This is a genomic window from Roseovarius sp. BRH_c41 (assembly GCF_000961715.1).
Classification (GTDB): domain Bacteria; phylum Pseudomonadota; class Alphaproteobacteria; order Rhodobacterales; family Rhodobacteraceae; genus Roseovarius.
On sequence record NZ_LADY01000013.1, the window covers coordinates 1 to 26,065 of the forward strand.

Consider the following 26,065-nt stretch of genomic DNA (forward strand, 5'->3'; position numbering starts at 1 on the left):
ACGGAGGCATTGGCCTCTGTCACATGTTTGGCCTCATGCACCGAGTTGAAGACCGGCAGGTCGAGATGCGTCGTGCCGCCCTTGCCGGGGGTGACGCCGCCGACCATCTGGGTGCCGTAAGCGATGGCCTGTTCGGAGTGAAATGTGCCCTGCGAGCCGGTAAGGCCCTGACAGATCACGCGGGTATGTTTGTCGACGAGGACTGCCATTTTGTTTGGCTCCTGAGTTCTGCGGCGGGGCCGCGTTATGGTATGGTCGGATGATCCGGGGCTCCGCCCGTTCGCGCCTCAAACGCTCCACCGGAGCGTTTGCCGGGGCAAAGGCCCCGGACCGGCGCTCACCCTTTGACGGCCTTGACGATCTTTTGCGCACCGTCCTTGAGGTCGTCGGCGGCGATGACGTCGAGGCCGGAGGTGTTGATGATCTCCTTGCCCTTTTCGACGTTGGTGCCTTCGAGACGGACGACGAGCGGCACCTTGAGGCCGACTTCCTTGACGGCCGCCACCACGCCCTCGGCGATCACATCGCAGCGCATGATGCCGCCGAAGATGTTGACGAGGATGCCTTTGACCTGCGGATCAGAGGTGATGATCTTGAAAGCCTCGGTGACCTTTTCCTTGGTCGCCCCGCCGCCCACGTCGAGGAAATTGGCAGGCTCGGCGCCGTAAAGTTTGATGATGTCCATGGTGGCCATCGCCAGACCCGCGCCATTGACCATACAACCAATCTCGCCATCCAGCGCGATGTAGTTGAGGTCGTATTTCGACGCTTCCAGTTCCTTGGGGTCTTCTTCGGTCGTGTCGCGGAGTTCGGCAATGTCCGCGTGCCGGTAAATGGCGTTCGAGTCGAACCCCATTTTGGCATCGAGACATTTCAGATCGCCCTTGTCCGACACGATCAGTGGGTTGATCTCCAGCATCTCCATGTCTTTTTCAACGAAGAGCTTGTAGAGCGTGCCCATCAACGCGACGCATTGCTTGATCTGCCCGCCGGTGAGGCCAAGGTTGAAGGCGATGCGGCGGCCATGGAATGGTTGATAGCCGGTCGCGGGATCGACGCTGAACGACAGGATCTTTTCCGGGGTCTTTTCGGCGACCTCTTCGATATCCATGCCGCCCTCGGTCGAGCAGACAAAGGACACGCGGCTGGTCTGACGGTCCACCAGAAGCGCCAGATACATCTCGGTCTGAATGCCAGAACCATCTTCGATATAGATACGGTTGACTTGCTTGCCCGCCGCGCCGGTCTGCTTGGTCACCAGCGTGCGGCCCAGCATGCGCTTGGCCTCTTCGGCGGCCTCTTCCACGGAACGGGCCAGACGAACGCCACCGGCCTCGCCGGCGCCCGCCTCTTTGAATTTGCCCTTGCCGCGCCCACCAGCGTGGATCTGCGCTTTGACCACCCAGAGCGGGCCATCAAGTGCGCTTGCGGCTGTTTTTGCCTCTTCAGCGCGCAGAACCACGCGGCCATCCGACACCGGGGCGCCGTAAGAGCGAAGCAGGGCCTTCGCCTGATACTCATGGATATTCATCAAACTGTCCCGTTTTGCTGCGATTGGGACAGGTATAGGCATAGATTGAGTGACGTAATAAACCGTTTTTTGTTGTTTGGCAGCTTTTAGGGTGAAAATCGTCATTTTGTGATCACACGGATAAATCGTGTGATCACAAATCGGAAATTCGGTATGTGCCGGGGTCAAAAAGAATCAGGGCTGACGCATGCCAGCCCTGACCCAAACACGTTGATCTCAGGTGATCAGACCAGCGAAGGGTCGATGTCCTTGCAGGCCTTGACCAGACCTTTGACCGCATCGACCGATTTGTCGAACATGTCCTGCTCGTCCTTGTTGAGCTTGATGTTGACGATCCGCTCGATCCCGCCCGCGCCAATCACAGTAGGCACGCCGACATACATGTCCTTGAGTCCGAATTCGCCGTCGCAATAGGCCGCACAGGGCAGAACCCGCTTTTGATCCTTGAGATAGGCCTCGGCCATTTCGATGGCAGAGGTGGCGGGTGCGTAGAAGGCGGAGCCGGTCTTCAAGAGACCGACGATCTCGGCGCCGCCATCACGGGTGCGCTGCACGATGGCGTCAAGTTTCTCTTGCGTGGTCCAGCCCATCTCGATCAGGTCAGGCAAGGGGATGCCCGCGACGGTCGAATAGCGCACCGAAGGCACCATCGTGTCGCCATGCCCGCCCAGAACGAAGGCGGTGACATCCTTCATCGAGACATTGAATTCGACGCTGAGGAAGTGGCGGAAACGGGCAGAATCCAGCACGCCGGCCATGCCGCAGACCTTGTGTGCAGGCAGCCCAGAGAATTTTTGCAACGCCCAGACCATCGCATCGAGCGGGTTGGTGATGCAGATGACGAACGCGTCGGGGGCATGGGCGGCGATGCCTTCGCCCACCGATTTCATGACCTTGAGGTTGATCCCCAAGAGATCATCGCGGCTCATGCCGGGTTTGCGCGGGACGCCTGCGGTGACGATGCAGACATCGGCCCCCGCGATATCGGCATAGGATTGCGTGCCCCGGAGCGCGGCGTCGAACCCTTCGGACGGGCCGGATTCCGCGATATCGAGAGCCTTGCCCTCGGGGGTGCCTTCGGCGATGTCGAACAGGACGATATCGCCCAGTTCCTTCAGCGCGGCGAGATGGGCGAGGGTGCCGCCAATCTGTCCGGCGCCGATCAGCGCAATCTTGGGTCTGGCCATTGGATCATTCTCCGTCGGTTGAAAAGTTGCGCTTGGGCGTAGTCCGAATTCTGCGCTCTTGCAAGGGTGCTGCGCTGCGGCGGATTTTCGGCGTGACAGCGGGATGCGGTCGTATACCGTGAAAGTGCAAGCAGAGTCAGGGGTTAGGGATCAAACGGATGACAGGCGACGTGATTGCAGTCGGCGTGTTCGCGGCCCTCTTGGCCGGAGTGTCCAAGGGCGGTTTCGGCTCGGGCGCGTCATTTGCAGGGGCGGCGATTCTGGCGCTTTTCGTTCCGCCCGGTGTGGCTCTTGGGATCATGCTACCGATCCTGATGCTGATTGATATCGCCACTTTGCGTCCCTATTGGCGGCAATGGGGCAGGGTCGAAGTGACGATGTTGATCCTCGGCGGACTGCCTGGGATTGGTCTTGGCATGGCGTTCTACCGGATGGCCGATGCGGATCTGTTGCGGCTGTTGATCGGGGGCATCGCGTTGGCCTTCGTGCTGTGGCAGGCTGTGCTGAGAGCGCGCGTGATGCGTCGGGGGAAGTCTCCGCTCCCGGGATGGGTTGGCCTGTTTGCGGGTCTCGTTGCGGGGTTCACCAGCTTTGTCAGCCATGCAGGCGGGCCGCCTGCGGCGGTTTACCTCCTATCGCGGGGGCTGGACAAGACGCGCTATCAGGCGACCACCGTGCTGATGTTTTTCGTCTTCAACATCGTCAAGGCAGTGCCCTATGGGATGCTGGGCCTCTTCACGCAGCAGACGCTGATGATCGACCTGGTCCTCGCCCCTTTTGCCCTCTTGGGGGCGTGGATTGGCGTGCGCGCGCACCGGATCATGCCGGAACGCGCGTTCTTTGCGGTGACCTATGTGTTGCTGACCCTGACGGGGATCAAGCTGATCTGGGACGGGCTGTTTTAAGCACCCTTGCCTGGTTTGGGGTCGGTTTTGGTGGTGGCCTCATAGGCCTGTCCGCTGGCCATCAGACAGCTGATGCCGTCGCTGCCTGTCACGGTGATGGTCCAACTGCCGGACGTGTCCGAGGCAAAGACCTCGACCACCATGTTGTTGGCCCCAAGCCCCATGGATTGCCGCGTCTCGCCATAGGCATCGGCCAACCGCTGCACCACCATGTCGCGCGGGGCGCAGGCCCCCGATTGCGCCTGCGCCGGGGCACTCGTCAGCGCTATTGCGCTCAGAACGGCCATCACTGCTTTGATCATCAGTCACCCTTTCTCTTGGGTTGGCCCCCCGGCCGTCGCGCGACCGATCATGCCGAAAGAGAGATGAACAGGTGGTTAATGAACGCGCCCGGACCGCAGACTCTGGTCCACCGCTGCGTCGCGGCGAGAAATCTCTTGAAAATTTCCACCGAAAAGTGCCATGCCTGCGCAAGATTATTACCGCAGATAGAATCCAAAGAGGGCAGACCCATGGACAGCAGCATGCATCCCTACCGTTCGGTGCTTTACATCCCCGGCTCAAAGGAGCGCGCGTTGGAGAAGGCACGCGACCTGCCCACCGATGCAATCATCTTTGATCTTGAAGATGCGGTGGCGCCGGATGCCAAGGCTGAGGCTCGCGCCACGCTGGTGGATGCCCTGCGGCAGGGGGGGTATGGCTATCGGTTCAAGATTGTTCGGATCAACGCGTTGACCACCGAATGGGGGCTGGAGGATGCCCGCGCCTTGCGCGATGCGGGGGCTGATGCGATCCTCTTGCCCAAGGTCAATACGCCCTCGGATATTGACAATCTGTCAGACGTGATCGGGTCGGATCTGCCTGTCTGGACGATGATGGAAACGCCTGTCAGCGTTTTCAACGCCCGAGAAATCGCGGCGCACCGGCAAGTGACGGGGCTGGTGGCGGGCACCAACGACCTGATCAAGGATCTGGGCTGCCGGGTGCGCGCCGACCGGATGCCGCTCTGGACCGGGTTGCAGATGATCGTGATGGCGGCGCGTGCGGCACGGATCGTGGCGGTGGATGGGGTTTACAATCGCTTTCGTGATGGCGACGGGCTCAAGTTCGAATGTGAACAGGGGCGTGATCTTGGGTTTGACGGCAAGACTCTGATCCATCCCGCACAGCTTGAAATCGCCAACACCGCCTTTGCCCCGACCAATTCCGAAATTGAACTGGCTCAACGGCAGATCGCAGCCTATGAAGAAAGCCGTGCCTCGGGTCAGGGGATTGCCGTGGTGGACGGGCAGATCGTCGAGAATTTGCACGCGGTGTCGGCACAGCGCATCCTCGCCAAGGCACAGGCGATACGGGAAATGGCAGCGGAGTAGCACCCATGGTTTATCTCATCCTCGGACTGATCCTCTGGATCGCGGCGCATCTGTTCAAACGGGCGGTGCCCGATCTGCGCGCAAGGATGGGGAACGCGGGCAAAGGGCTTGCAGCGCTTGGCATTCTGGCGGGTCTGGTGCTGATGGTCATCGGCTATCGGCAGGCAGAGGTCATCAATGTCTGGTATCCGCCAAGCTGGACAGTGCATATCAACAACCTGATGATGCTGGGCGCGGTGTTTCTCTATGGCATGAGCGCGACCAAGGGGCGGTTGCGTGGTGCGATGCGTCATCCGCAATTGACGGCGGTCAAGGTCTGGGCGGTGGCGCATTTGTTGGTCAATGGCGATCTGGCCTCGCTCGTGCTGTTCGGCGGGCTGCTGGTGTGGGCCGTGGTTGAGGTGGTGATGATCAACAGGGCCGAGGATTGGGTCCGACCCGCGCCGGGCGAGGCGAAACGGGATATCGTGCTGGTGGTGATCACCGTGGTGATGTTCCTGACGATAACCTTTATTCACAACTGGCTGGGTGTCTGGCCGTTTCCGGGGTGAACCATGAAACTCTACCGATTTCTCAGCGCCGACGACACGTCGGAGTTTTGCCACAAGGTCACGGCTGCGCTCAACAAGGGATGGGAGCTATACGGCGATCCCACCTATGCCTTTGACGCGGCCAATGGCGTGATGCGGTGCGGTCAGGCCGTGGTGAAAGAAAAAGACGGCAGCTACTCGGCCGACACGAAACTTGGAGAGCAGTGAGCATGGCCAAGACCAATCCGGGCCGGTTTTTCGAGGATTACAGCATCGGGCAGGTGATACCCCATGCGGTGCCGCGCACCGTGTCGGGGGGCGAGCGCGCGCTCTATCACGCGCTCTATCCGGCGCGGCACGCAATCTATTCGTCGGATGAATTCGCCCATGTCTGCGGCCTGCCTGCGAGCCCGATTGACGATCTGGCGGCGTTTCATATCGTGTTCGGCAAATCTGTGCCCGACATCTCGCTCAATGCCGTGGCCAATCTGGGCTATGCCGAGGCACGGTGGCTGCGTCCGGTCTATGCTGGCGACACGCTGCGCGCGCAGTCCGAGGTGATCGGGCTCAAGCAAAACTCCTCGGGCAAGACCGGGGTGGTCTATGTCCGCACCACCGGGTTTAACCAACACGACCTGCCGGTGATGGAATTCGTCCGCTGGGTCATGGTGCGCAAGCGGGATGAAGCGGCGCCCGCCGCCGCAGATCACGTCCCGGATACTGCCGCCTGCGTGGCGGCGGGCGACCTCATCATTCCTGCGGGGCTCGATTTCACACATTACGATTTCACCCTCGCCGGAGAGCCACATCGTTGTGGCGATTACGAGATTGGCGAGCAGATTGACCATGTGGACGGCGTGACGATTGAGGAGGCCGAGCATATGATGGCCACGCGCCTCTGGCAGAACACCTCCAAGACACATTTCGACGCCACGCCGCGTGCCGATGGCAAGCGGCTCATTTATGGTGGGCATGTGATCTCGATGGCGCGGGCGCTGTCGTTCAACGGTCTGGCCAATGCGCAGATGATTGTGGGAATAAATGCTGGCAGCCACGCCAACCCCTGCTTTGCGGGCGACACCGTGCGGGCGTGGTCCGAGGTTTTGGATCGTGCGGAAACATCCGCGCCGGGGGTCGGTGCGCTGAGGTTACGCTTGGTCGCCACGAAGGGCGGCGCGCCGTTTACGCTGCGGGGGCCGGACAGCAAATACTTGCCGCATGTCCTCTTGGATCTGGATTACTGGGTTCTGATGCCGACATAGGCGGGCATCAGAACTTGCGCAAGATTTCCTGCAAGTCAGGTTCATCCACCAACTTGGCCGCTTTGCGCGGAGTCACCCAGATGCGCCGCCGCTCTCGCACCTCGGGAAAGGTGTCCTTCATTTCGCCTTTGCGCAGGCGGATCTTGAATAGGTCCGCCTCGACCGGCAGTGCCGTGCCGCTGGTCAATCCCTTGTCATACGCGAACCGTCCGACGTAGCGCGCCTTGTCCGCATCGGCAAGCACGCCTGCCTCTTCCCAAGCCTCTTGCAAGGCGGATTGCGCTGCTGTGAGCCCGGTGATCGGCCAGCCCTTGGGCACGACCCAACGTCCTGTGTCACGGCTCGTGATCAGCAAGACTTCCTTGCGCCCCTTGTGCTTGCGCCAGCATAGGGCCGCCACCTGCATATTGGGTGGAATCGGAGGAAAGATGACCGCGCCGGGCGCGGTCTGAGGAAAGACTTGGCTCATTATGATTTGCTCTGCTCGGGCAAAATTATTCTAGCACTATACATAGGACTGAATGTCGCAAAATTCAAATCACGCGTTGTTGCGAGGCTTGGCACGTAATGTGGGGTCCGCTTGGGTTGGATCTTCGGGCCAGGGATGCCGGGGATAGCGGCCGCGCATGTCCTTGCGCACATCCGCATAGGAACTGGCCCAGAAGCCGGGAATGTCCAGAGTCGTTTGCACCGGGCGATTTCCCGGCGATAGCAGCGTCACGCGCAAGGGTGTCCGCCCCACCATGGGATGGGTTGTCTGGCCAAACATTTCCTGCAAACGCAGGGTGATCTCGGGATGCTCGCCGCTGTAATCTATCGGGATATTGCGCCCGAGGGGTGTGGTGAACTGTGCCGGGGCTGCGTGGTCAAGCATCTGCATCTCGTCCCAGCTCAGACGCGCCCGCAGAGCGTTGAGCATGTCAAACCGTTTCCAGTCTTGGGCGGCCCGAACCCCAGTCAGATAGGGCAGGAGCCAGTCCTCCAGACTGTCCATCAGCGCTGTCTCTGACATGTCCGGGAGTGTCTCTCCGCCATCGCGCAGCAATTGAACGCGCGCAACGAACCTGCGCGCCGGGTCGGACCACGACAGTCCCAGATCACGCACCCCGTCCAGCATGGCGCGTGCGATGGTATCCTCGGGTGCGTCTTTCCAATGGCGGTCATCCAGAATTAGCGCGCCCAGTCTTTCTTGGGCGCGCGCCACAACGCGCCGCTCGCGTTTGTCCCAAAAACAGACATCTTGCCACGTGATGCGATCGGCAAATAGCCCGCGAACCTCGGCTTCGGAAATTGTAAGGGCTTGCCGGACGCGTGCCTCGCGCGGGTTGCCATCCAGATCGGTTGCCACGATCAGGCGCGCTTGTCCCATGGGATCCCCATCTGGCAGGATCGCGCCTTTGCCACCTGACAGCACATAGCGCGGCTCATCGCCCTTGCGGCGCAGGCCAATCCGGTCGGGATAGGCAAGTGCTGCACATTCGGCGTCACTCATCTCGGCATCAGGTGAAGTCCTGGATTGAGATGCCAGTCGCCGGGCTTCAACCTTGATCCGCTCCAACGTGCCACGGTGGACCGGGTGCGACTGCCGGGCCTCATACCCGCGAAGATCACGCAGGGCAGCCAGCCGGAGCGCCAAGTCCACAGGCGCACCACGCCCCAGCGGGTCGCGTTCGGCCAAGAGGGCAGCCATCAACGCCGCCTTTGGGCCAGCCCATGCCAGCATATGCGCCAGACGCGGGTGCAATGGCAGGGCCGCAAGCGTCTTGCCGTGCGCGGTGATCCGGCCAGCGACATCCAGAGCGCCCAGGTGTCGCAAGAGCGTCTGAGCCTCGACATAGGCACCGGGATTGGGCGGTGTGAGGAGCGGCACATCCTCTGGCGCGGCCCCCCAGAGCGCCAGTTCCAGCGCCAGACCGGCCAGATCCGCCGCCTCAATCTCGGCTGGGGGAAAGGCTTGCAAAGCACCCTCTTCGCCCTTGGTCCAGAGCCGATAGCAGCGTCCCTCGGCCACACGGCCTGCACGACCGGCGCGCTGCGTCGCCTCGGCACGGGTCACCGGCTCTGTCACCAACCGTGACATGCCAGAGCCCGGATCAAACCGTGCCCGACGGGACCGGCCCCCGTCAACCACGACACGAATGTCTTCGATCGTGAGAGACGTCTCGGCGATGGCCGTGGCCAAGACAACCTTGCGACCTTGCTCCATCGGGGCGATGGCGGCGCGCTGAGCGGCAAACTCCATCGCGCCGAAGAGCGGGCGCAGGTGGCAGTCCCCGGGCAGACCTGGACGCAACAGGGCTTCAACTCGGCGAATCTCTCCCTCGCCGGGAAGAAAGACCAGGATGCCGCCCGTCGTCTCTGCTGTGGCCTCTGCCACAAGATCGGCCAATGCCTCTTCAAAGCGGTGTGTCTTGGACCGGGGACGGTCGCGCCAGCGGATTTCAACCGGATAGGTGCGCCCCTGCGAGGTGATCATGGGGGCGTCGCCCATCAGATGCGCAACCGGCGCGGCATCGAGTGTGGCGGACATGACCAACAGGATCAGATCGTCGCGGAGCGCGCCCGCGACCTCGAGACAGAGAGCCAGCCCCAGATCGGCATTGAGCGAGCGTTCGTGAAATTCATCAAAGATCACCGCACCCACGCCGCGCAACTCGGGATCGGATTGGATCATGCGGGTCAATATCCCCTCTGTCACCACCTCAATGCGGGTTTGCTCCCCCACACGCGCCTCGCCGCGTACCCTGTAACCGACGGTTTCACCGGGGTTTTGCCCAAGGCTCTGCGCCATCCGCTCGGCTGCGGCGCGGGCCGCAAGGCGACGCGGCTCGAGCATCAGGATACGTTGGTCAGTCAGTCCGGCCTGCAACATCTCGAGCGGCACGACCGTGGTCTTGCCCGCACCGGGCGGGGCCTGAAGGACCGCGCGGCGACGGGAGCGCAACGCGTCAAGCAGGGCCGGAATGGCATCATGGATGGGTAATGCGGGCGTCATGCCCGCGTTATCGGGCATCGGCGCAGGCTTGGCCAGAGGGTTGAGGTCTCTCGGCTCTGGACAAGGCCCGTCGGGCCAAGGCATGAAGGCACGCGAGGACAAGAAGGGCAGCGCATGGATATTGCGGACATCGCAGACAAGATCATCGCGGGCGACCGGCGGGCGTTGGCGCGGGCGATCACCTTGATCGAGAGTGCGAGACCCGATCACCGCGCTCAGGCTGCGGATCTGATGGAAGTGTTGAAGCGTGTCGGCAAGCAAGCGGTGCGCATCGGCCTCTCGGGCACGCCGGGGGTGGGAAAATCCACCTTCATCGAGAGTTTCGGTATGATGCTGACCGGACGGGGTCTGCGGGTGGCGGTGCTGGCGGTTGATCCATCCTCGGCGCGCTCTGGCGGCTCGATCCTCGGCGACAAGACGCGGATGGAGCGGCTGAGCCGCGATCCGGCGGCCTTTATCCGCCCCTCCCCCAGCCAGAGCCATCTGGGCGGCGTGGCACGCCGCACGCGCGAGGCGGTGGCGCTCTGCGAGGCGGCTGGGTTTGACGTGGTGTTGATCGAGACGGTTGGGGTGGGTCAATCCGAGACTGTGGTCGCGGAAATGTCTGATATCTTTGTGCTTTTGTTGGCCCCAGCGGGCGGGGACGAGTTGCAGGGCGTCAAGCGCGGCATCATGGAAATGGCCGATCTCATTCTGGTGAACAAGGCTGATGGCGATCTCAAACTGGCGGCGCTGCGGACCTGTTCGGATTATGCAGGCGCTTTACGCCTTCTGCGCAAGCGGCCTCAAGATCCCGACGGCTATCCCAAGGCGATGACGGTTTCGGCCCTACAGGATGAAGGTCTGCAAAGGGCATGGGACGAGATGACCGCGCTGGTGGAGTGGCGGCGCGAGACCGGGCATTTCGACGGGCGCCGGGCGGAGCAGGCGCGCTATTGGTTCGCACAGGAGGTGCGTCAGGGTCTCTTGGCGCAACTGGAAACACCGGCTGCCAAAGCTGCGATGCAGGAGTACGCCGCGCGCGTCGCGGCGGGAGATGTCACGCCAACGGTGGCTGCGGCCGCGGTTCTGAGCCAAGTCAAAGGTTAGATTTTCATTTGCTTTCAGGGGGTTGAATGTAAACCCCTTCAGGCAGATCAAGCGCCGCTCTGAGGTCTCTCAATTGGGCCATGGACAGGGTGATCTTTTGCATGCCGTCCGTGCGCGGATCATATTGCTCGATGGTCACACATTCTTCAAACGCATTTATTATCACATCTTCGCCCAAGGGCGCAGTACCCTCATCGACGAGGGTTATCACGGTGGAGTCAAACTCGTGTTCGATGGAAAACATATCCATAGAGTACTGCGTTGGCGGGTCTTTGCAAGGGGGAGGAGTCTGGATGCAAAAGGGCTGTAAGTGTCGCAAAACCCTGATAGGTTGGGCCCTGATCTTGGAACTGGCAGGGGTGTTGTGATGCGGTGGATGTCTGTTTTTGGTCTTCTGGCGCTCGTCGGTTGCGTCGAGGTTGTGGAACAGGGGCCTGTCAGCCGCCCGGCACCGCAAGGCACATCGCGGCCAGTGGCGACAACCCCGACGCGGGCGCAGGTGGATCAATTTATTTCGGTTGTTCAACGGGTTGAGCCTGTTGCAGAGCGGGAGTGCCGCGCCCGGGCACCCGGTCAGAACTGCGACTTCCGGATCGTTGTGGATGACCGACCGGGGCAACCACCGAATGCCTATCAGACTTTGGATAAGAGCGGTCAGCCCATTCTGGCCTTTACGCTACCGCTGATTGCACAGGTGCGCAATCGTGACGAACTGGCCTTTGTCATGGGGCACGAGGCGGCACACCACATCTCGGGGCATATTCCGCGTCAGCAACAGAATGCTGCGGCGGGAGCAATCCTGTTGGGGGGATTGGCGGCGATCACGGGCGCCAGTCAGACCATGGTGGATCAGGCGGTCGACATTGGGGCCGGGGTTGGTGCGCGGAGTTACTCCAAGAATTTTGAATTGGAGGCGGATGGATTGGGCACGATCATCACCCATCGAGCCGGTTACAATCCGGTCAAAGGTGCTGAATACTTTACACAAATTCCTGATCCAGGGAACCGCTTTCTTGGGACGCATCCGCCGAATGCGCAGCGGATTGAAACCGTGCGGCGGGTGGCGGCCGGGCTGTAATGCGGCAGTTGAAGGGTGTCGTCAGTGACCGGGGATCGAGCTATGCGGTCTCGGGCGGGGTGGCCTGCGACCGGGACGCCGTGGATGAATTCCTCAAGTTGTTGAAAAAAGACAAGAAATTTGCCCGCGCCACGCATAACACCTGGGCTGTTTTGCTCAGAGACGGCACCCCGCTGAAGGGCGATGATGGCGAGGCTGGCGCAGGGCAGGTGATCCTGCGCATGCTGGAACGCGCCGATTTGCGCGATCATCTTGTTGTCGTAACCCGTTGGTATGGCGGGAAAAAGCTGGGTGGTGACCGGTTTCGCCATGTGCAGGACTGCGTGCGTGCCTATTTGGAGGAGAGCCCGGATTGATCTAGGTCAAGGTGCGGCGTGGCTTTCGAAGGCAAACTGGCGTGGCAGCAAAGGGGAATTGGCATGCAAAGCACGACGACCTTGAAACGTCACGCGCAGTTGGTGGATCAGATGGCCAGCAGCTTGGGCGTTGATTTAGAACAGAAAATCATGGAAGGCCATCTGACGATGGAGGCCTTGAGCGATGTGGTTCTGGCCTGCACCGGCTGTTCAAATCCCGAGGCTTGTGGCCATTGGTTGGAAGAGAACAAGGTTGCGACGGCGACCCCGGATTACTGTCGGAACAGCAACGTTTTTGATTTGCTGATCGCGGGCAAACACGCCTGACCGGAAGGTACAGGATGTACCAAACGTACGCGGCTTTTGTACGCACGCGGTGCGCGTGCCGATGACTCAGAGGCGTGCGCCGAGCGCAGAGGCAATCCCGAAGAAGAAACACGCCGTGGCCAGAGCCACGAAGAGATGCCAGATGGCATTCGAAAAGCGCAAGCTCTCCCACGCGTAGAACACGACACCGAAGGTGTAGAGCAGACCGCCCGCCAGAAGAAGCCCGAGGCTGTGACCCGGCAGAATCGGAGTGAGCGGGATAAAGAGCGCCACCCCGATCCATCCAAGCGCCACATAGGGCATCCAGCCGGTCGGCATCTGGCCGGGTTTGGCCCTGATCTTGGTCACGGCACCAAAGATCGCGAGCAGCCACACCAACGCAAGAACGACATAGCCAAAGGCGGTGCCCAAAAGCACGCTGAGCGGCGTGAAGGTGCCCGCGATTTTCACATAGATCGCGGCGTGATCAAGGCGACGCAGGATGGGCCGGGCGGCGGTATGGGCATAGAGATGATAGGCCGCAGAGGCGCCCAGCATCAACAAGAGCGCGCCGGAATAGACGATGGTCGAAGCCAGCGTGACCCCATCCATGCGCAGCGCCCACATGGCAAAGAGCACGCCCACACCGGTGAGCGCCGCCAGCAGGCCGACAATATGCACCGCCCCGTCAGCAAGACGTTCGGCGCGGGAATAGGCGGGATAGGACATGTCAATCATCCGGTCTGTTTGGCAGAAGTGTATTAATTTTTCTATGAGCTGTCTCACGATATGGTTGGAGTCTGCAGAATTTCGTGGCGTTTTGAGGGTGACGTTGCGGCAATCCCGGCGCAGCGAAAAAAAGAATCGAGTCGCACCCCACCGCAGGATTTGCGATAGTATGCGCTGCAACAAAGGAGTGTGATCATGAATCGCCGTCTTGTTCTGGGTTTTGTGAGCGCCGGAATGCTCACCCTTGGCTGGCCGGTCACCGCGCAAACCGCGCAGATGAGCGCCGCCGAAATCACCGCGTTGTTGTCTGGCAACACCATTGTCGGGAATTGGTCCGGCACCGACTATCGGCAGTTCTTTGAGGCCGATGGCCGCACGGTCTATATGCTCGGCGATGGCCGCCGTGACGATGGCCAATGGCGCGTGAGTGCCGAAACGAACGACTATGAAAGCTGGTGGCGCAGCACCGGCTGGACGCCCTATGCCATGGTGCGCACCGATGCAGGCGGCTATGCGTGGATCAATGGCGACCGGCTCGAGCCCTTCGAGGTGCTGAGCGGGCGGCAGATCGAGTAAGCGCCCGCGCTCTGACAGGAGCACGAGCCACCTTTTTCAAAGTCAGTTCACCAGATTGGCTGGGGTTTCCCCGGCAAAGAAGGCGCGTAGGTTCTCGACCGCCATCAACCCCATCGCCTCGCGCACTTCGAGGGCTGCGGTGCCCAAATGCGGCAGGAGCGCGACGTTTTCCAGTGCCTTGAGCGCATCCGGCACAATCGGTTCACGCTCGTAGACATCGAGTCCGGCCCCGGCGATGCGGCCCTGTTGCAGAGCGGCGACCAGCGCCGCCTCATCCACCACATCGCCGCGGGCGATATTGATGAAATGCGCGGTCGGTCGCATGGCCTCGAACACGGCGGTATTGAGCAGGTGCCGGGTCTCGGCCCCGCCGGGGACGGCGACGACGAGGAAATCCGCCTCGGCGGCCACGGCCTCGATCGAGCCAAGCTGGCGGGCGTCGAAATCGAGCGGTTTGGGCGAGCGGTTGTGATAGACGACCTGCATGCCAAAGCCGAAATGGCAGCGCCGGGCAATTGCCTGACCAATGCGGCCCATGCCGATGATGCCCACCGTCTTGCCGGTGACATGCATCCCCAGCATCTGTGTGGGATTCCAGCCCGGCCATTTGCCCGTGCGCACCAAACGGTCGCCTTCGCCTGCGCGGCGTGCGGTCATGAGGAGCAGGGTCATCGCGATATCGGCGGTGGCATCCGTCACGGCACCGGGTGTGTTGGTCACGGCGATACCCACAGCGCGGGCGGCGGCCACGTCGATATGGTTATAGCCCACACCGAAATTGGCGAGGATGCGACAACGCGAATTCTCGGCCTCGGTAAAGACATCGGCCTGAAACATGTCGCCCAGCGTCGGCAGGATGCCATCGTAGAGCGCCAGTGCGCCGCGCATCTGCCCCGGCTTGAGCGGGGTGTTGTCGTCGCGGGTCTCGACTTCAAAATGGCTGCGGGCGGCGTCGAGCACGCGGTCCGGCATGGGGCGGGTCAGAAGGATCCGTTTCAATGCAGTTTTTCTCCGATGGGAATGTCTTGGTCGGGGCGTATCAGAACGATATCGCCATTGCTATCGCTCAGCCCCAGCACGAGGATTTCTGACAGGAACTTGCCAATCTGGCGGGGCGGAAAATTGACCACGGCCAGCACCTGACGTCCGATCAGGGTCTCAGGTGTGTAATGGGTGGTGATCTGGGCGCTCGATTTCTTTTCGCCAAGTTCGGGGCCGAAATCGACCCAGAGCTTGATCGCGGGTTTGCGGGCCTCGGGATAGGGTTCGGCGCGGGTCACGCGGCCGACGCGGATGTCCACGGCGAGAAAGTCGTCAAAGGTGATTTCAGCCATTGCGCAGTGCCTTGGAGCGGTCGGTGGCGGCCGCCACGGTTTTCAGCATCAGGGGCGGCAGGCCCGTCTCAGGGTGCATCAGCACCTCCAGCCCCGCCTGCGTGGTGCCATTGGGGCTGGTGACGTTCTGGCGCAACTGCGCCGGGGTTTCGTCTGCGGCCTCGGCCAAGGCGCCCGCACCGGCGACGGTGGCCTGAGCCAGTTGCATGGCGAGGGTGGGCGAGAGGCCCTGCGCCTCGCCCGCCTGCGCCATGCATTCGATCATGTGGAACACATAGGCGGGGCCAGAGCCAGAAAGGCCGGTCACAGCGTCCATCTGGTCCTCATGGTCGAGCCGCACCACCTGACCCACCGCGCGCAAGAGCGCCTCGGCCAGATCGAGATGGGCGGCATTGGCATTGGCATTGCCGATGATAGCGGTGATGCCGCGCGCCACGGCAGCGGGGGTGTTGGGCATGGCGCGGATGATCGGGGTCTGCGCGCCCAAGACGGACTCGAAGGCGGCAATCGGCGTGCCGGCGGCGACAGAGATGAACAGCGTGGTGCCATTGCCCATGGCGGCGAGGCTGGGGAGGGCCGCGCCCATCATCTGCGGCTTGACCGCGACAAGGGTGATGGCGGGGCTGGCGGGCAGGTCGGTGTTGAGATGCACGCCGGTGCCGCGCAGCCAGTCGGAGGGGTTGGGATCCATCACCCAGACCGATGCGGGCGGCAGCCCACCCGCCAGCCAACCTTGCAACATGGCGCTGCCCATCTTGCCGCAGCCCAATAAAACAAGGCCTTTTTGGGCCAGATTGTCCATGTTCATGGTGGTATCCCCGCGTCTGTGAGTGCAATCGCGGGGACAGTGTTACGCGCGCCCGTAGGCCTCTGCAATGGCGACTTGCATGGCGTCGCGGGGGGATTGGTCACCCCAGATCGCGAGTTGCAGGGCGGGGTAATACCGCTCGGCATTGGCAACGGCGGCATGCAGCATGGTGTCGATCTGCTCGGGGCTGGCGACCTGAGCACCGGCGAGGACGAGGCCGTAACGATAGACCATCAGTTTCTGCTCGGCCCACCAAGTAAAGGCGCCGGTCCAGCATTCATCATTGATTTCATTGAGGATTTCAAAGAGAACGGGGAGCTTGTCGGCGGGCGGGTCCATGTCGAAGGTGCACACCAGACGCAGGGTTTCGTCATATCCGGACCAGGCGAGGGTCAGGGAATAGGTGCGCCATTGCGCCTCGACGGCCATGGCGATCTGGTCATCGCCGATGCGGTCGAACTCCCACTCGTGATGCTCGGCAATATGTTCAACGATATCAATGGGATGGATATCGTCCTGCAAGAACTGCTCTGAAAGTGCCATGGCGCCGCCTCATTTGCTGTAGCGCGGGGGTGGCGTTGCACCCCTAGCGCTAGGTGCCTGCTCTACGGACGGGGGCCATTCCCCTCGCCCATACCAGATATGGTGCGGGGTTTCGGGCAGCCTGTAAAGCTATTTGTTGGGGGGAGAGGCAATATCTTGTGGATGGAATGATAGCTGCCGCAAGAGAAGGCGACAGGGGAGGGGATTGGGGGGACGTACGGGTGTGCGGTTTGAGCGTACGGGAGAGCGGTGGTGGGTGCCAACCATGCCGCATAGCTTGTAGGCAACCGCTGCTTTCAATATCGAACGGGCATGCAATATGGTGTCGAATGCGATGGATGGCACTGTCGACCGGAATTTGAAAGGGTATTGGCCGCGGGCAGCTTGACTTTGAGGGAAGCGTTCGGACACTTTACCGGAAAGAAAATTTTGGTGCATAGTGGCAAGTGCTAAAAAGATACTAGAGAGAATGCAGAACAATTCAAAGGCTGATTGGAAAATCAGCGATTTTGAAAAGGTTTGCGCATATGTAGGGATAAGCTGTGATCCGCCTAGCGGTGGGGGAAGTCACTACAAGGTGACGAGTAAGCATCTTGAAGGTATATTGACTGTGCCATCAAACCGACCAATTAAGGCTGTATACGTTCGCAAGTTTGTGAGCTACATCGCAGCGCATTGTGAAATTGAGGAAGATTCAAATGAATGAGTATGTGATCATCATTCTTCCACTTGCCGATGAAGATGGAGGAGGGTTTGTAGGCTTGGTGCCTGATCTTCAAGGCTGTATGTCGGACGGCGAAAGCAGGGATGAAGCGCTCGCCAACACACAGCAAGCAATGATCGAATGGATAGAGCATCAAAAGGCGCGTGGAATTGATCTACCGAAGCCGGGAGTATCAATTGAACGCGCGTCAGAGCAACGGAAATCGTTGCTCAGGGCGCTTAAGGCCATGATGTCCTATATGGAAGAAGCGGATGGACGCATCGCAGAGCTTGAAAAAGCTCTTGAAGAAGCCGTTGATGGAATATCAAACAGTTGGGAAAAGAACTTGCCATTGTTTGAGAGTGCGGATGCAAGAATTTATCGCTCCCGGCCAAAAGTAGCGCACTAGAACGACAACCGTACTTCGGGCCTTACAAACCCCGCCCTTTATCGGAGATGACGCGTCACTTTATCGGCCCACTTGTGAGCTACTCCCAGCCGCACACGGTGCATATGGGCCACAATGCCCTGTGGCGCGACTTCAAAACGTGACACGCACCAGACCCCACCCGAAGACGTCTTGGATTGGTTGACGGTGGCGAGGCAAAGCAACACCGCGCGCCTTTAGCCGCGCTTCGACGTGTCTCAAACCTTTTCCGCCCCTTGAATGATCTGCTGTTGCAGCGCCAGAAGCGCGTTATCTATCGTTTTGCCCAACATGCCAACATTATGATTCAGATGGGGAATTTATGCAGTTAGAATGTTGGCGTGTTTTATACAACAGGCCGGTGATTTGGCGGCATAAAGCGGCAGCCACAGAGGTTGCCTCGCCAGACCGCGGCCCGGCGACCGCGCGGCGTGGAGTTTGGTCGGCGTGAGGGTTTGGTGGGTTGGCACACACCCTACGGGCTTGGTTTGGTGCGCTGGGCTCTGCTTACTTCTCCAGCGCCTCGATGCGCGCCTTCAGGGCTTCGTTTTCTTCGCGGGCCTTTTGGGCCATGGCGCGCACGGCGTCGAATTCCTCGCGCGTTACGAAATCGCGGTCGGCGAGCCAGCGGTCGATCAGGGATTTCATGGCGGTCTCGGCCTCGGTCCGCGCGCCCTGGGCGACGCCCATGGCATTGGTCATCAACTGGCTGAGGTCGTCGAGCACTTTGTTACGGGTTTGCATCGGTTTCTCCGGCGTTGCATCTGCTCTCTTATATGTGTCGGGCGGGCCAGATCACAAGGTTGACTTGGCCTGATGGCAGAGGCAGACAGGCGCCTATGCAAGCCATGATCCCCTTTCCCGACATCGCGCCCGAGATCTTCTCGATTTCGCTCTTTGGCATCGACTTTGCGCTGCGTTGGTATGCGCTGGCCTATATCGCGGGAATCGTGATCGGCTGGCGGTTGGTGGTGGCGAGCGTGAAGCGACCGGGCCTCTGGCCGGGAGGTGTCGCGCCGATGCGGCCCGAACAGGTCGAGGATCTGCTCACTTGGGTCATTCTGGGCGTCATCTTGGGCGGGCGGCTGGGCTATGTGCTGTTTTATCAGCCGGGCTATTATCTGGCCAATCCGGGCGAGATTCTAGCGGTCTGGCAAGGCGGGATGGCGTTTCACGGCGGGCTGATGGGTGTGGTACTGGCGGTGGTGGTGTTTTCCTGGCGTCAGGGCATTGCGTGGCTGTCGGTGGCGGATGCGCTCTGCATGGTGACGCCGGTGGGATTGCTGCTGGGGCGGATCGCGAATTTCATCAACGGCGAGCTTTGGGGGCGGGCGACGGACCTGCCTTGGGGCGTGGTCTTTCCGGGGGCGGCGGCGCAGGACTGTGCCGGGGTTGTGGGGCTTTGTGCGCGGCATCCCTCGCAGCTATACGAGGCGGCTCTGGAGGGGTTGATCCTTGGCGCGGTGCTGTTGTGGCTGGGCTGGCGGCGCGGCGCGCTGAGGGTGCCCGGCACGCTGACGGGGCTGTTTTTCGCAGGCTATGGTGTGGCGCGGTTCATGGTGGAGTTCGTGCGCCAGCCGGATGCGCAATTCGTGAGTGCGGGCAATCCGCTGGGCTGGGCGGTGCAGATGGGCGAGATTGGTCTGACCATGGGGCAGCTATTGTCGCTGCCGATGGTGGCCTTTGGGATTGGCATGGTGCTCTGGGCGCGGCGTGCGGGGGGACATGAGCGGGCTTGAGGCACAGTTGCGCGCGCGGATCGCCGAGGCGGGGCCGATGAGCGTGGCGGATTACATGGCCGCGTGCCTGATGCATCCCGAGTTTGGCTATTACGCGACGCGTGATCCGTTCGGGGCGGGCGGCGATTTTGTCACCGCGCCAGAGATCAGCCAGATGTTTGGCGAATTGCTGGGGCTGTGCCTTGCACAGGTCTGGCTGGATCAAGGGCGGCCCGCGCGGTTCCTGCTGGCCGAACTGGGGCCGGGGCGTGGGACGCTGATGGCGGATGTGCTGCGCGCGACACAGCGCGTGCCGGGATTTCGCGACGCGGCGGAGGTGCATCTGATCGAGGGATCGGCGGTGTTGCGCGCGGCGCAGCGCCGGGCGATTGTGGGCGATGTGATCTGGCATGAGCGGGTTGAGAGCCTGCCGGAGGCGCCGCTTTACCTACTGGCGAACGAGTTTTTCGATGCGCTGCCGATCCGGCAGTTTCAGCGGTCCGGGGATGGTTGGAGAGAGCGGATTGTGGGGCTGAGCGACGACCGCTTGGCGCTGGGGCTGAGTGGGCCGGTGGCACCGTCTGCGCTGGTGGAGCGGCTGGCGGAGACGCGCGAGGGCGATGTCGTCGAGACCTGCGGGCCCGGTGAAGCTGTGGCGGCTGAGATCGGCGCGCGGATCGCGAGGCATGGCGGTGCCGCGCTGATCGTGGATTATGGCGATTGGCAATCGCTGGGCGATACGTTTCAGGCGGTCAAGGGCCATGCGCCGGTTGATCCGCTGGCAACGCCGGGACTGGCGGACCTGACCGCGCATGTGGATTTCGAGGCGCTGGCGCGGGCGGCAAGCCCGGCGGTCTACACCCGGCTGACACCGCAGGGGGTGTTTCTGGAGCGGTTGGGGATTGGAGCGCGAGCACAGGCTCTTGCGCGCAATCTGAGCGGGCAAGCGTTGGAAACGCATCTGGCGGCATATCAGCGCTTGACCGGGGCGGAGGAAATGGGGACGCTCTTCAAAGTGCTGGGTCTCTATCCCGAGGGGACCACACCACCATCCGGATTGGAACCATGACGCTAGAGATACTGACCGCTGACAGTTTGGCGCCGCTGCGCCACGGTTTTTTTACCCGGCGGGGCGGCGCGTCATCGGGCGTGTTCTCGGGGCTCAATTGCGGGCCGGGATCGTCGGATCAATCCGAGATCGTGCAGATCAACCGGACGCGGGTGGCCGAGGCGATGGGGATCTCCCCGGATCATCTGATCACCGTGCATCAGGTGCATTCGCCGGATGTGGTGACGGTCACGGGGCCCTTGGACACGCGTCCGCGCGCCGATGCGATGGTGACGGATGTGCCGGGCGTGGCGCTGGCGGTGCTGACGGCGGATTGTCAGCCGGTGCTGTTTGCCGATGTGGCAAACGGGGTGATCGGGGCGGCGCATGCCGGATGGCGCGGGGCGCTTGATGGTGTGCTGGAGGCCACGGTGGCGGCAATGGTGGATCTGGGCGCCGAGCGTCGCCGGATCAAGGCCGTGATAGGCCCGTCGATTTCGCAGGCGGCCTATGAGGTCGGACCGGAGTTCATCGAGGAATTTCTGGCGGATGATCCGGACAATGCCCGGTTTTTCGCCAATGGGGAGAGCGGACGGTATCAGTTCGATCTGCCGGGATTCGGATTGCATCGGTTGCGGCAGTCCGGAATCGGGCAGGCGGAATGGACGCGGCATTGCACCTATGACGATCCCGAGCGATTCTATTCCTATCGGCGCACCACCCATGCCGGTGAGGCGGATTATGGTCGGCTGATTTCGGTGATCCGCCTCTGATTGGGGCGGGATTCGGGCCGAAATTGTGGGCGCAGTCTGGCGCTGTCGGCAGTGAACCGAGAACGTCTGAAAAGTTTTATTAGAATTCAAGGGATTGAGTTTTTGTTCGGGCTGTGCCTGTGCCCTGATCTTGTCTGAATATTCACGATTTCCGCCAAATCTTGGCCCCAAACCCGGGGCATAGTTGCTGGTAACGAAACAATGAGCCCTGCGAATTGGGGCCTGAGGCAAGAGGTTGGAGCCATGAAAGCACGTTGGTTGAAATCGGTTGTGAAACACAGCAAAGAGGCGGCCACGGCGCTGCCCTTTCAGCGCGGACAGCGCAAACTTGCCGTGCGGATCGTGGAATTGCCCAAGGTGGTCAAGACGGCCTGAACGGTTTGGTGCCGCTCTAGGCCCGGTTCGAGACCTCGATCAGATTGCCGTCGGGATCGCGCACGTAAAGCGAGCGGATCGGGCCGGTGGCCCCGGAGCGGGGCAAGGGACCAAGCTCGACCGTCACGCCAAGGGCCGCAAAATGCCGCTGCCAGTGCTCGAGCGGGGTTTCGCTGAGAAAGCACAGATCGGCGCTGCCGGGTTGGACATGCGCCGCCTTGGGATCGAATTCCGCCCCGGATTGATGTAGATTGATTTTCTGCGCGCCGAATTTCAGCGCCCAGCGGGTGCTGCCATCGGTGGGGTGAAATGCCTCGGGTGTCATCCCCAGAACGTCGCGGTAGAAGGCGCATGTGGCGGGGATATCGGCCACGGTCAGCACGAGATGGTCGAGAGCTGCGAGTGTGGGCTGGGTCATAAGGACGCCTCGGGTTTGAAATCGTCGGGAATCCGGTCGATGCCGTCGAGCATCAGATCGGCCATGACGGCGCCCACCTTGGGGGCCATGCCAAATCCGATTTTAAAGCCGCCATTGGCGAGGAATTCGCCCGGTCGAAAGGGATGTGCGCCCAGCATTGGTGCGCGTGAGCGCGAGCGCGGGCGCACCCCGGCCCAACGCGCGATCACCGGCGCACCGGAAAGTGCGGGCACTGCCGCTACGGCGCGGGCGATGACATCGTCAAGCTGGGCATCGATGCTGGTAGGGTCGTCATAATAGCGCTCGGAGGTCGAGCCGATGGCGGTGGTGCCATCCTCATGCGGCACGATATGCACCTCATTGGCGAAAATCTGCGGCTGGTCACGGGCGTCATAGGCCAACAGCGCGCCTTGGCCCTTGACCCCGTTGCCTACGATGCGGGTATGCGCGGCGCTGAGCGCGTCGAGCCCGGCGATGCCGGTGGCCCAGAGGATGCGGCCCGTTGGCTTGCCGTCGGTCACAACCTCGGAGCCGCGCGCGCGCAGGGCGGCAACAAGGGCGGCGCAGGCCTGACGCGGGTGCAGGCGGGCGGTGAGCGTGTCGTGGATGATCTGGCCGGTGGCGCTGGGCGGGCACCAAGGGCCGGATTCAGGGATGATGCGCCACTCGGCCTGACCCTGCCAGAGGGTTGCGGCGTTCTCGATGCGCTCTGCGGCCAGTTTGAGAGCGGCGGCATCGGCGATGGGTTGCAGGCGGCCAAGGCGGGCATAGCCGGGCGAGTGGCCCGAGACCTCGGCCACCTCGGACCAGAAATCACTGGCCATGAGCAGGCTCTCAAGCTGAAACGCCTTTTTGCTGTTCCAGAGTTCGGGCACATGCGGGGCCATAGCGCCGACAATGCCGCCTGAAGCCCCCGCACCGGGGCCATGCGGGTCGATGACGCGAGCGCGCACGCCGCGTCGCGCGCAGGCCCACGCCACCGAAAGGCCAAATATGCCCGCGCCCATCACCGTGATATCGACCATTGCCAATCCTTTGCCGCCGCGCGATGGTCGCGCGCGTTTCGGCCATGCTTTAGAGGATCATGCCATGCAGGACCAGACCGCAGACCTGATCTGGCGCGAGGGCGATGTGCCGGTGTCGGTGCGGTTCGATGATCCCTATTTCAGCCTCGACAACGGTTTGTCGGAAACCCGGCATGTGTTTCTGGGCGGCAATGACCTGCCAGCGCGGTTTCGCGATGGGTTTCACGTTGCGGAACTGGGCTTTGGCACGGGGCTGAACCTCTTGACCGCGCTTACGGCGTGGCGCGCCGCAGGCGTGGCTGGGCGGCTCTGTTTCACCAGCTTTGAGGCCTATCCGATGGCACCGCAAGACATGCGCCGGGCACAAGGCCGCTTTGCGGAACTGGCGGGGGTTGCGGCGGAATTGGCACCGTATTGGCAGGGGCGTTCGCAAAGGATCAGCCTGCCGGATCTGGAGTTTACGTTGATCGAAGGGGATGCGCGTGAGACGCTAAACCCTTGGCAGGAAACGGCAGATGCGTGGTTTCTGGATGGGTTTTCGCCGGCCAAGAACCCCGAGATGTGGCAGCCGGATCTGATGGCGGAGGTGGCGCGGCACACGGTGGTTGGGGGAACCGCCGCGAGCTATACGGCGGCGGGGTTCGTGCGACGGGGGCTTGAGGCCGCTGGCTTTTGTGTTACGCGGGGTCAAGGATATGGCCGCAAACGGCACATGACCATGGCCCGGAAAGATATTTCGTGAAAGACCGCTCGTGAAAGACCTCTTGTGACGCTGCAAAACACCCGCTTGGGCATCTGGTTGATGGTGTTGACCACGGTCATCTTTGCCGTGCAGGACGGTATTTCGCGGCATCTGGCCGAAGAATACAACGTGCTGATGGTGGTGATGATCCGGTTCTGGTTCTTTGCCGCCTTTGTGATGGTGATCGCCGCGCGCAAGGCCGGGGGGCTGCGGGCCGCTGCCACCACATCGCAACCGCTGATGCAGGGGTTTCGTGCCGTGCTGCTGGTCGCGGAAATCTGTGTGATGATCTACGGCTTTACCCTTTTGGGTCTCATCGAGGTGCATGCGGTTTTTGCCTGCTATCCGCTGTTGATCGCGGCGCTGTCCGGCCCGGTGCTCGGCGAGCGGGTGGGTTGGCGGCGCTGGGCAGCCATCGGGGTTGGCTTTGTTGGCGTGCTGATCATTCTGGAGCCGGGGGTGGGCGTGATCGACCCCAAGGCGATCGTGCCCTTTATCGCGGCGCTGATGTTCGCGCTCTACGGGTTGCTGACGCGCTATGTGGCGCGCCGGGATACGGCGGCGACGAGTTTCTTTTGGACCGGGACGGTCGGGTCGATTGCCATGACCCTCGCCGGGATCTGGTTCTGGGAGCCGATGACAGGCGATGCCTGGGTCTGGATGATCACGCTCTGCATCACCGGGGCGGCGGGGCATTACACGTTGATCAAGTGCTATGAGGTGGCGGAGGCGAGTGCGGTGCAGCCCTTTGCCTATCTGCAACTGTTCTTTGTCACCGGGATCGGGATTTTCATCTTTGGCGAAACGATCCGGATGAATGTGGCCGTGGGCGGAGCGCTGGTCGTGGGGGCGGGTTTGTTCACGCTCTGGCGACAGCGCAAGGTGGGGTGAGGGGGCGTCTGCGTCCTTTGTGACTGCGCTCTGAAGAGCCGCGCGGTGCCCGTCCGCCGGGTGGGCGCTGGAACGGCACCGGCTGGCACTTGATGCTTGCCAAACACTCCTGCGTTATCAATAGGGTGATACGTCGCAAAAGCGCCCGCCCGGAGGGGCGGACGGGCGCTGCGCGGCGGTGCCTGCGGCCCCTTGATTCCGCGCATTGGGGATTGGGGCTAAGGTCGTTTCAAGCCCTCTGAATCGCCCCTTACCCCGGTGTTTTCTCCATCACCCGCCATGTCAGGGCCGCGTCGGACTGGCCTGAGAAATCCTCGGCCAGCGCGCGCATCCGGGCGTGATGGGGGGATTTGATGCAGACCGGATCGGTCGCCGCCGGATCGCCTGCGATGGCCATGGCCTGACAGCGGCAACCGCCGAAATCAATCGTCTTGCGCTCGCAGGAGCGGCAGGGTTCCTGCATCCAGTCGGTGCCACGAAAGGCGTTGAAGGCCGCACCGTTGTGCCAGATCTCGGCCAAGGGGCGGTCGCGGACATTGTCAAAGCTCAGCGTCTTGATGGTCTGCGCCGCGTGGCAGGGCAAGACCAGACCGTCGGGCGCGACGTTGAGGCCGGTGGTGGCCCAGCCGCCCATGCAGGTCTTGGGGTAATCGGCGTGATAATCGGCGGGCACATAGTCGATCACCAGACGCCCCTTGAGGGCGGCGCGCGCCTCGGCGACGATGCGGCTGGCCTCGCGGGCCTGCGCGCGGTCGGGCATGAGCGCGCCACGGTTGAGCATGGCCCAGCCGTGGAATTGCACGGTCGCCACCTCGATCCGGCGCGCGCCCATGTCCTGCGCCATTTCAATCGCGCGGGGCAGTTGGTGCATGTTGCCGCGATGCATGACGAAATTGAGCGTGAGCGGAAAGCCGATGGCGGCGATCCATTTGGACACCTGCATCTTGCGGTCAAAGCCGCCTTTGTAGCCGCCGATGCGGTCGGCCATTTCGGCATCGGTGCCTTGGAGCGACAATTGGATATGGTCGAGACCGGCGGCGTCGAGCGCCGCCAGACGTTTCTCGGTCAGGCCAATGCCGGAGGTGATGAGGTTGGTGTAGAGGCCCGCGTCACGGGCGGCTGTCACCAGCTCTTCGAGATCGCGGCGCGAGGCGGGTTCGCCGCCTGAGAGATGCAGTTGCAGCACGCCCAGATCGGCGGCCTGTTGAAAGACGGAAGTCCAGTCAGCGGTGCCAAGTTCCGTGTCTCGCGCGGTCAGTTCCACCGGGTTGGAGCAATAGGGGCAGGAGAGCGGGCAGCGGTGGGTCAGTTCGGCCAGCATCGCGATGGGGGGATTGGCCATG

The 26,065-nt window shown here is 62.0% G+C and carries 32 protein-coding genes and 1 pseudogene; 17 read left to right on the forward strand and 16 right to left on the reverse strand.

Going from position 1 to position 26,065, the window contains the following annotated elements; genetic code table 11:
- From VR71_RS03885 to mdh, 3 genes and pseudogenes are all read right to left on the reverse strand, one after another.
- Positions 1-209: pseudogene (locus VR71_RS03885) on the reverse strand (hypothetical protein); the annotation flags it as partial.
- A 128-nt stretch (positions 210-337) separates the two neighbouring features.
- Complete coding sequence (sucC, locus tag VR71_RS03890; RefSeq protein WP_009816308.1) at positions 338-1,531, reverse strand: ADP-forming succinate--CoA ligase subunit beta; 1,194 nt, start codon at positions 1,529-1,531, stop codon at positions 338-340.
- A 224-nt stretch (positions 1,532-1,755) separates the two neighbouring features.
- Positions 1,756-2,718 (reverse strand): malate dehydrogenase, encoded by a 963-nt coding sequence (mdh, locus tag VR71_RS03895; RefSeq protein WP_009816309.1) that lies wholly within the window; start codon positions 2,716-2,718, stop codon positions 1,756-1,758.
- Positions 2,719-2,876: 158 nt separating this feature from the next.
- On the opposite strand from mdh, the gene VR71_RS03900 reads away from it, so the two are divergent.
- Complete coding sequence (locus VR71_RS03900; RefSeq protein ID WP_009816310.1) at positions 2,877-3,623, forward strand: sulfite exporter TauE/SafE family protein; 747 nt, start codon at positions 2,877-2,879, stop codon at positions 3,621-3,623.
- Here the strand turns inward: VR71_RS03900 and VR71_RS03905 are convergent.
- Positions 3,620-3,925 carry a hypothetical protein gene (locus tag VR71_RS03905; protein WP_045681377.1) on the reverse strand — a complete coding sequence of 102 codons (306 nt, stop codon included), beginning with the start codon at positions 3,923-3,925 and terminating at the stop codon, positions 3,620-3,622. The two genes, VR71_RS03900 and VR71_RS03905, sit on opposite strands and share 4 nt — an antisense overlap.
- A 210-nt stretch (positions 3,926-4,135) precedes the next feature.
- On the opposite strand from VR71_RS03905, the gene VR71_RS03910 reads away from it, so the two are divergent.
- From VR71_RS03910 to VR71_RS03925, 4 genes are read left to right on the forward strand one after another with little or no spacing between them, the layout of a single operon-like run.
- Positions 4,136-4,996 (forward strand): CoA ester lyase, encoded by an 861-nt coding sequence (locus VR71_RS03910; protein ID WP_009816312.1) that lies wholly within the window; start codon positions 4,136-4,138, stop codon positions 4,994-4,996.
- 5 nt (positions 4,997-5,001) lie between these two features.
- Positions 5,002-5,547: an NnrU family protein gene (locus VR71_RS03915; protein ID WP_009816313.1), complete on the forward strand. Its 546-nt coding sequence runs from the start codon at positions 5,002-5,004 to the stop codon at positions 5,545-5,547.
- A gap of 3 nt (positions 5,548-5,550) precedes the next feature.
- The gene (locus VR71_RS03920) at positions 5,551-5,754 is read left to right on the forward strand and encodes a DUF1737 domain-containing protein (RefSeq protein WP_045681380.1); all 204 of its coding nucleotides are present in this window, start codon (positions 5,551-5,553) and stop codon (positions 5,752-5,754) included.
- 2 nt (positions 5,755-5,756) lie between these two features.
- Positions 5,757-6,788, forward strand: a complete 1,032-nt coding sequence (locus VR71_RS03925; RefSeq protein WP_009816315.1) for a MaoC family dehydratase — start codon at positions 5,757-5,759, stop codon at positions 6,786-6,788.
- Between the two features lie 7 nt (positions 6,789-6,795).
- Here VR71_RS03925 and VR71_RS03930 read toward each other — a convergent pair whose 3' ends face one another.
- Both VR71_RS03930 and hrpB read right to left on the reverse strand, forming a co-directional pair.
- Positions 6,796-7,257 carry an NUDIX hydrolase gene (locus VR71_RS03930; protein ID WP_009816316.1) on the reverse strand — a complete coding sequence of 154 codons (462 nt, stop codon included), beginning with the start codon at positions 7,255-7,257 and terminating at the stop codon, positions 6,796-6,798.
- 69 nt (positions 7,258-7,326) lie between these two features.
- The gene (gene hrpB, locus VR71_RS03935) at positions 7,327-9,801 is read right to left on the reverse strand and encodes an ATP-dependent helicase HrpB (RefSeq protein WP_296429854.1); all 2,475 of its coding nucleotides are present in this window, start codon (positions 9,799-9,801) and stop codon (positions 7,327-7,329) included.
- 96 nt (positions 9,802-9,897) lie between these two features.
- Here hrpB and meaB point away from each other — a divergent pair, with 96 nt between their 5' ends.
- On the forward strand, positions 9,898-10,872 hold the full coding sequence (gene meaB / locus VR71_RS03940) for a methylmalonyl Co-A mutase-associated GTPase MeaB (RefSeq protein ID WP_045681382.1): 975 nt from the start codon (positions 9,898-9,900) through the stop codon (positions 10,870-10,872).
- Between the two features lie 4 nt (positions 10,873-10,876).
- Here the strand turns inward: meaB and VR71_RS03945 are convergent, their stop codons facing one another.
- Complete coding sequence (locus VR71_RS03945; protein ID WP_045681443.1) at positions 10,877-11,116, reverse strand: hypothetical protein; 240 nt, start codon at positions 11,114-11,116, stop codon at positions 10,877-10,879.
- A 123-nt stretch (positions 11,117-11,239) separates the two neighbouring features.
- Here VR71_RS03945 and VR71_RS03950 point away from each other — a divergent pair, with 123 nt between their 5' ends.
- The 3 genes from VR71_RS03950 to VR71_RS03960 all read left to right on the forward strand — a co-directional run bounded on the left by VR71_RS03950 (position 11,240) and on the right by VR71_RS03960 (position 12,633).
- Entirely contained in the window at positions 11,240-11,950 is a 711-nt protein-coding gene (locus tag VR71_RS03950) for a M48 family metallopeptidase (protein ID WP_009816320.1), read from the forward strand.
- Complete coding sequence (locus tag VR71_RS03955; protein ID WP_009816321.1) at positions 11,950-12,306, forward strand: YigZ family protein; 357 nt, start codon at positions 11,950-11,952, stop codon at positions 12,304-12,306. The genes VR71_RS03950 and VR71_RS03955 overlap by 1 nt, the downstream gene beginning before the upstream one ends.
- 63 nt (positions 12,307-12,369) lie before the next feature.
- A complete protein-coding gene (locus VR71_RS03960; RefSeq protein ID WP_009816322.1) occupies positions 12,370-12,633 on the forward strand; it encodes a DUF6455 family protein in 264 nt (87 codons plus the stop codon).
- A 66-nt stretch (positions 12,634-12,699) separates the two neighbouring features.
- Here VR71_RS03960 and VR71_RS03965 read toward each other — a convergent pair whose 3' ends face one another.
- On the reverse strand, positions 12,700-13,341 hold the full coding sequence (locus VR71_RS03965) for a hemolysin III family protein (RefSeq protein WP_254656370.1): 642 nt from the start codon (positions 13,339-13,341) through the stop codon (positions 12,700-12,702).
- A gap of 195 nt (positions 13,342-13,536) precedes the next feature.
- Between VR71_RS03965 and VR71_RS03970 the strand changes: the two genes are divergently transcribed.
- Entirely contained in the window at positions 13,537-13,917 is a 381-nt protein-coding gene (locus tag VR71_RS03970) for a hypothetical protein (RefSeq protein ID WP_009816324.1), read from the forward strand.
- A gap of 42 nt (positions 13,918-13,959) precedes the next feature.
- Here VR71_RS03970 and VR71_RS03975 read toward each other — a convergent pair whose 3' ends face one another.
- From VR71_RS03975 to VR71_RS03990, 4 genes are read right to left on the reverse strand one after another with little or no spacing between them, the layout of a single operon-like run.
- Positions 13,960-14,916 carry a D-glycerate dehydrogenase gene (locus tag VR71_RS03975; protein ID WP_045681385.1) on the reverse strand — a complete coding sequence of 319 codons (957 nt, stop codon included), beginning with the start codon at positions 14,914-14,916 and terminating at the stop codon, positions 13,960-13,962.
- Positions 14,913-15,251 (reverse strand): tRNA-binding protein, encoded by a 339-nt coding sequence (locus VR71_RS03980; protein ID WP_045681387.1) that lies wholly within the window; start codon positions 15,249-15,251, stop codon positions 14,913-14,915. Before VR71_RS03980 ends, VR71_RS03975 begins: the two co-directional genes overlap by 4 nt.
- Complete coding sequence (gene proC / locus VR71_RS03985; RefSeq protein WP_045681388.1) at positions 15,244-16,059, reverse strand: pyrroline-5-carboxylate reductase; 816 nt, start codon at positions 16,057-16,059, stop codon at positions 15,244-15,246. Before proC ends, VR71_RS03980 begins: the two co-directional genes overlap by 8 nt.
- 42 nt (positions 16,060-16,101) lie before the next feature.
- Positions 16,102-16,602: a YbjN domain-containing protein gene (locus VR71_RS03990; RefSeq protein ID WP_009816328.1), complete on the reverse strand. Its 501-nt coding sequence runs from the start codon at positions 16,600-16,602 to the stop codon at positions 16,102-16,104.
- Positions 16,603-17,300: 698 nt separating this feature from the next.
- On the opposite strand from VR71_RS03990, the gene VR71_RS24610 reads away from it, so the two are divergent.
- The gene (locus VR71_RS24610) at positions 17,301-17,714 is read left to right on the forward strand and encodes a type II toxin-antitoxin system HicB family antitoxin (RefSeq protein ID WP_296429855.1); all 414 of its coding nucleotides are present in this window, start codon (positions 17,301-17,303) and stop codon (positions 17,712-17,714) included.
- A 525-nt stretch (positions 17,715-18,239) separates the two neighbouring features.
- Here VR71_RS24610 and VR71_RS04000 read toward each other — a convergent pair.
- Positions 18,240-18,476, reverse strand: a complete 237-nt coding sequence (locus VR71_RS04000) for an accessory factor UbiK family protein (RefSeq protein ID WP_009816329.1) — start codon at positions 18,474-18,476, stop codon at positions 18,240-18,242.
- 95 nt (positions 18,477-18,571) lie between these two features.
- Here VR71_RS04000 and lgt point away from each other — a divergent pair, with 95 nt between their 5' ends.
- From lgt to VR71_RS24615, 4 genes are all read left to right on the forward strand, one after another.
- Positions 18,572-19,471 carry a prolipoprotein diacylglyceryl transferase gene (lgt, locus tag VR71_RS04005; protein ID WP_045681392.1) on the forward strand — a complete coding sequence of 300 codons (900 nt, stop codon included), beginning with the start codon at positions 18,572-18,574 and terminating at the stop codon, positions 19,469-19,471.
- Complete coding sequence (locus VR71_RS04010; RefSeq protein WP_045681395.1) at positions 19,458-20,519, forward strand: SAM-dependent methyltransferase; 1,062 nt, start codon at positions 19,458-19,460, stop codon at positions 20,517-20,519. Before lgt ends, VR71_RS04010 begins: the two co-directional genes overlap by 14 nt.
- A complete protein-coding gene (gene pgeF / locus VR71_RS04015) occupies positions 20,516-21,271 on the forward strand; it encodes a peptidoglycan editing factor PgeF (RefSeq protein WP_045681397.1) in 756 nt (251 codons plus the stop codon). Before VR71_RS04010 ends, pgeF begins: the two co-directional genes overlap by 4 nt.
- A 243-nt stretch (positions 21,272-21,514) precedes the next feature.
- Positions 21,515-21,646: a hypothetical protein gene (locus tag VR71_RS24615; RefSeq protein WP_009816333.1), complete on the forward strand. Its 132-nt coding sequence runs from the start codon at positions 21,515-21,517 to the stop codon at positions 21,644-21,646.
- Between the two features lie 16 nt (positions 21,647-21,662).
- Here VR71_RS24615 and VR71_RS04020 read toward each other — a convergent pair whose 3' ends face one another.
- On the reverse strand, positions 21,663-22,064 hold the full coding sequence (locus VR71_RS04020) for a VOC family protein (protein WP_045681399.1): 402 nt from the start codon (positions 22,062-22,064) through the stop codon (positions 21,663-21,665).
- The gene (locus tag VR71_RS04025; RefSeq protein WP_045681401.1) at positions 22,061-23,089 is read right to left on the reverse strand and encodes an FAD-binding oxidoreductase; all 1,029 of its coding nucleotides are present in this window, start codon (positions 23,087-23,089) and stop codon (positions 22,061-22,063) included. The genes VR71_RS04020 and VR71_RS04025 overlap by 4 nt, the downstream gene beginning before the upstream one ends.
- Positions 23,090-23,153: 64 nt before the next feature.
- Between VR71_RS04025 and mnmD the strand changes: the two genes are divergently transcribed.
- Positions 23,154-23,831 carry a tRNA (5-methylaminomethyl-2-thiouridine)(34)-methyltransferase MnmD gene (gene mnmD, locus VR71_RS04030; RefSeq protein WP_045681446.1) on the forward strand — a complete coding sequence of 226 codons (678 nt, stop codon included), beginning with the start codon at positions 23,154-23,156 and terminating at the stop codon, positions 23,829-23,831.
- A gap of 24 nt (positions 23,832-23,855) precedes the next feature.
- Positions 23,856-24,722: a DMT family transporter gene (locus VR71_RS04035; protein ID WP_045681403.1), complete on the forward strand. Its 867-nt coding sequence runs from the start codon at positions 23,856-23,858 to the stop codon at positions 24,720-24,722.
- Positions 24,723-24,972: 250 nt separating this feature from the next.
- On the opposite strand, the gene pqqE is transcribed toward VR71_RS04035, so the two are convergent.
- Entirely contained in the window at positions 24,973-26,064 is a 1,092-nt protein-coding gene (pqqE, locus tag VR71_RS04040; RefSeq protein ID WP_045681405.1) for a pyrroloquinoline quinone biosynthesis protein PqqE, read from the reverse strand.
- Position 26,065 lies beyond the last annotated feature (1 nt).

Coding starts and splice junctions, on each gene's coding strand:
- VR71_RS03945 (WP_045681443.1), bottom strand. CDS start 11,116: ATGTTTTCCATCGAACACGAGTTTGACTCCACCGTGATAACCCTCGTC.
- VR71_RS03920 (WP_045681380.1), top strand. CDS start 5,551: ATGAAACTCTACCGATTTCTCAGCGCCGACGACACGTCGGAGTTTTGC.
- VR71_RS03925 (WP_009816315.1), top strand. CDS start 5,757: ATGGCCAAGACCAATCCGGGCCGGTTTTTCGAGGATTACAGCATCGGG.
- VR71_RS24615 (WP_009816333.1), top strand. CDS start 21,515: ATGAAAGCACGTTGGTTGAAATCGGTTGTGAAACACAGCAAAGAGGCG.
- VR71_RS03970 (WP_009816324.1), top strand. CDS start 13,537: ATGAATCGCCGTCTTGTTCTGGGTTTTGTGAGCGCCGGAATGCTCACC.
- VR71_RS03930 (WP_009816316.1), bottom strand. CDS start 7,257: ATGAGCCAAGTCTTTCCTCAGACCGCGCCCGGCGCGGTCATCTTTCCT.
- sucC (WP_009816308.1), bottom strand. CDS start 1,531: ATGAATATCCATGAGTATCAGGCGAAGGCCCTGCTTCGCTCTTACGGC.
- hrpB (WP_296429854.1), bottom strand. CDS start 9,801: ATGCCCGATAACGCGGGCATGACGCCCGCATTACCCATCCATGATGCC.
- lgt (WP_045681392.1), top strand. CDS start 18,572: ATGCAAGCCATGATCCCCTTTCCCGACATCGCGCCCGAGATCTTCTCG.
- proC (WP_045681388.1), bottom strand. CDS start 16,059: ATGAACATGGACAATCTGGCCCAAAAAGGCCTTGTTTTATTGGGCTGC.
- VR71_RS24610 (WP_296429855.1), top strand. CDS start 17,301: ATGAATGAGTATGTGATCATCATTCTTCCACTTGCCGATGAAGATGGA.
- VR71_RS03905 (WP_045681377.1), bottom strand. CDS start 3,925: ATGATCAAAGCAGTGATGGCCGTTCTGAGCGCAATAGCGCTGACGAGT.
- VR71_RS03990 (WP_009816328.1), bottom strand. CDS start 16,602: ATGGCACTTTCAGAGCAGTTCTTGCAGGACGATATCCATCCCATTGAT.
- VR71_RS03950 (WP_009816320.1), top strand. CDS start 11,240: ATGCGGTGGATGTCTGTTTTTGGTCTTCTGGCGCTCGTCGGTTGCGTC.
- VR71_RS03910 (WP_009816312.1), top strand. CDS start 4,136: ATGGACAGCAGCATGCATCCCTACCGTTCGGTGCTTTACATCCCCGGC.
- VR71_RS04010 (WP_045681395.1), top strand. CDS start 19,458: ATGAGCGGGCTTGAGGCACAGTTGCGCGCGCGGATCGCCGAGGCGGGG.
- VR71_RS03965 (WP_254656370.1), bottom strand. CDS start 13,341: ATGTCCTATCCCGCCTATTCCCGCGCCGAACGTCTTGCTGACGGGGCG.
- VR71_RS04020 (WP_045681399.1), bottom strand. CDS start 22,064: ATGACCCAGCCCACACTCGCAGCTCTCGACCATCTCGTGCTGACCGTG.
- VR71_RS03915 (WP_009816313.1), top strand. CDS start 5,002: ATGGTTTATCTCATCCTCGGACTGATCCTCTGGATCGCGGCGCATCTG.
- VR71_RS03960 (WP_009816322.1), top strand. CDS start 12,370: ATGCAAAGCACGACGACCTTGAAACGTCACGCGCAGTTGGTGGATCAG.
- VR71_RS04025 (WP_045681401.1), bottom strand. CDS start 23,089: ATGGTCGATATCACGGTGATGGGCGCGGGCATATTTGGCCTTTCGGTG.
- mnmD (WP_045681446.1), top strand. CDS start 23,154: ATGCAGGACCAGACCGCAGACCTGATCTGGCGCGAGGGCGATGTGCCG.
- VR71_RS03900 (WP_009816310.1), top strand. CDS start 2,877: ATGACAGGCGACGTGATTGCAGTCGGCGTGTTCGCGGCCCTCTTGGCC.
- pgeF (WP_045681397.1), top strand. CDS start 20,516: ATGACGCTAGAGATACTGACCGCTGACAGTTTGGCGCCGCTGCGCCAC.
- VR71_RS03955 (WP_009816321.1), top strand. CDS start 11,950: ATGCGGCAGTTGAAGGGTGTCGTCAGTGACCGGGGATCGAGCTATGCG.
- pqqE (WP_045681405.1), bottom strand. CDS start 26,064: ATGGCCAATCCCCCCATCGCGATGCTGGCCGAACTGACCCACCGCTGC.
- VR71_RS03980 (WP_045681387.1), bottom strand. CDS start 15,251: ATGGCTGAAATCACCTTTGACGACTTTCTCGCCGTGGACATCCGCGTC.
- meaB (WP_045681382.1), top strand. CDS start 9,898: ATGGATATTGCGGACATCGCAGACAAGATCATCGCGGGCGACCGGCGG.
- mdh (WP_009816309.1), bottom strand. CDS start 2,718: ATGGCCAGACCCAAGATTGCGCTGATCGGCGCCGGACAGATTGGCGGC.
- VR71_RS04000 (WP_009816329.1), bottom strand. CDS start 18,476: ATGCAAACCCGTAACAAAGTGCTCGACGACCTCAGCCAGTTGATGACC.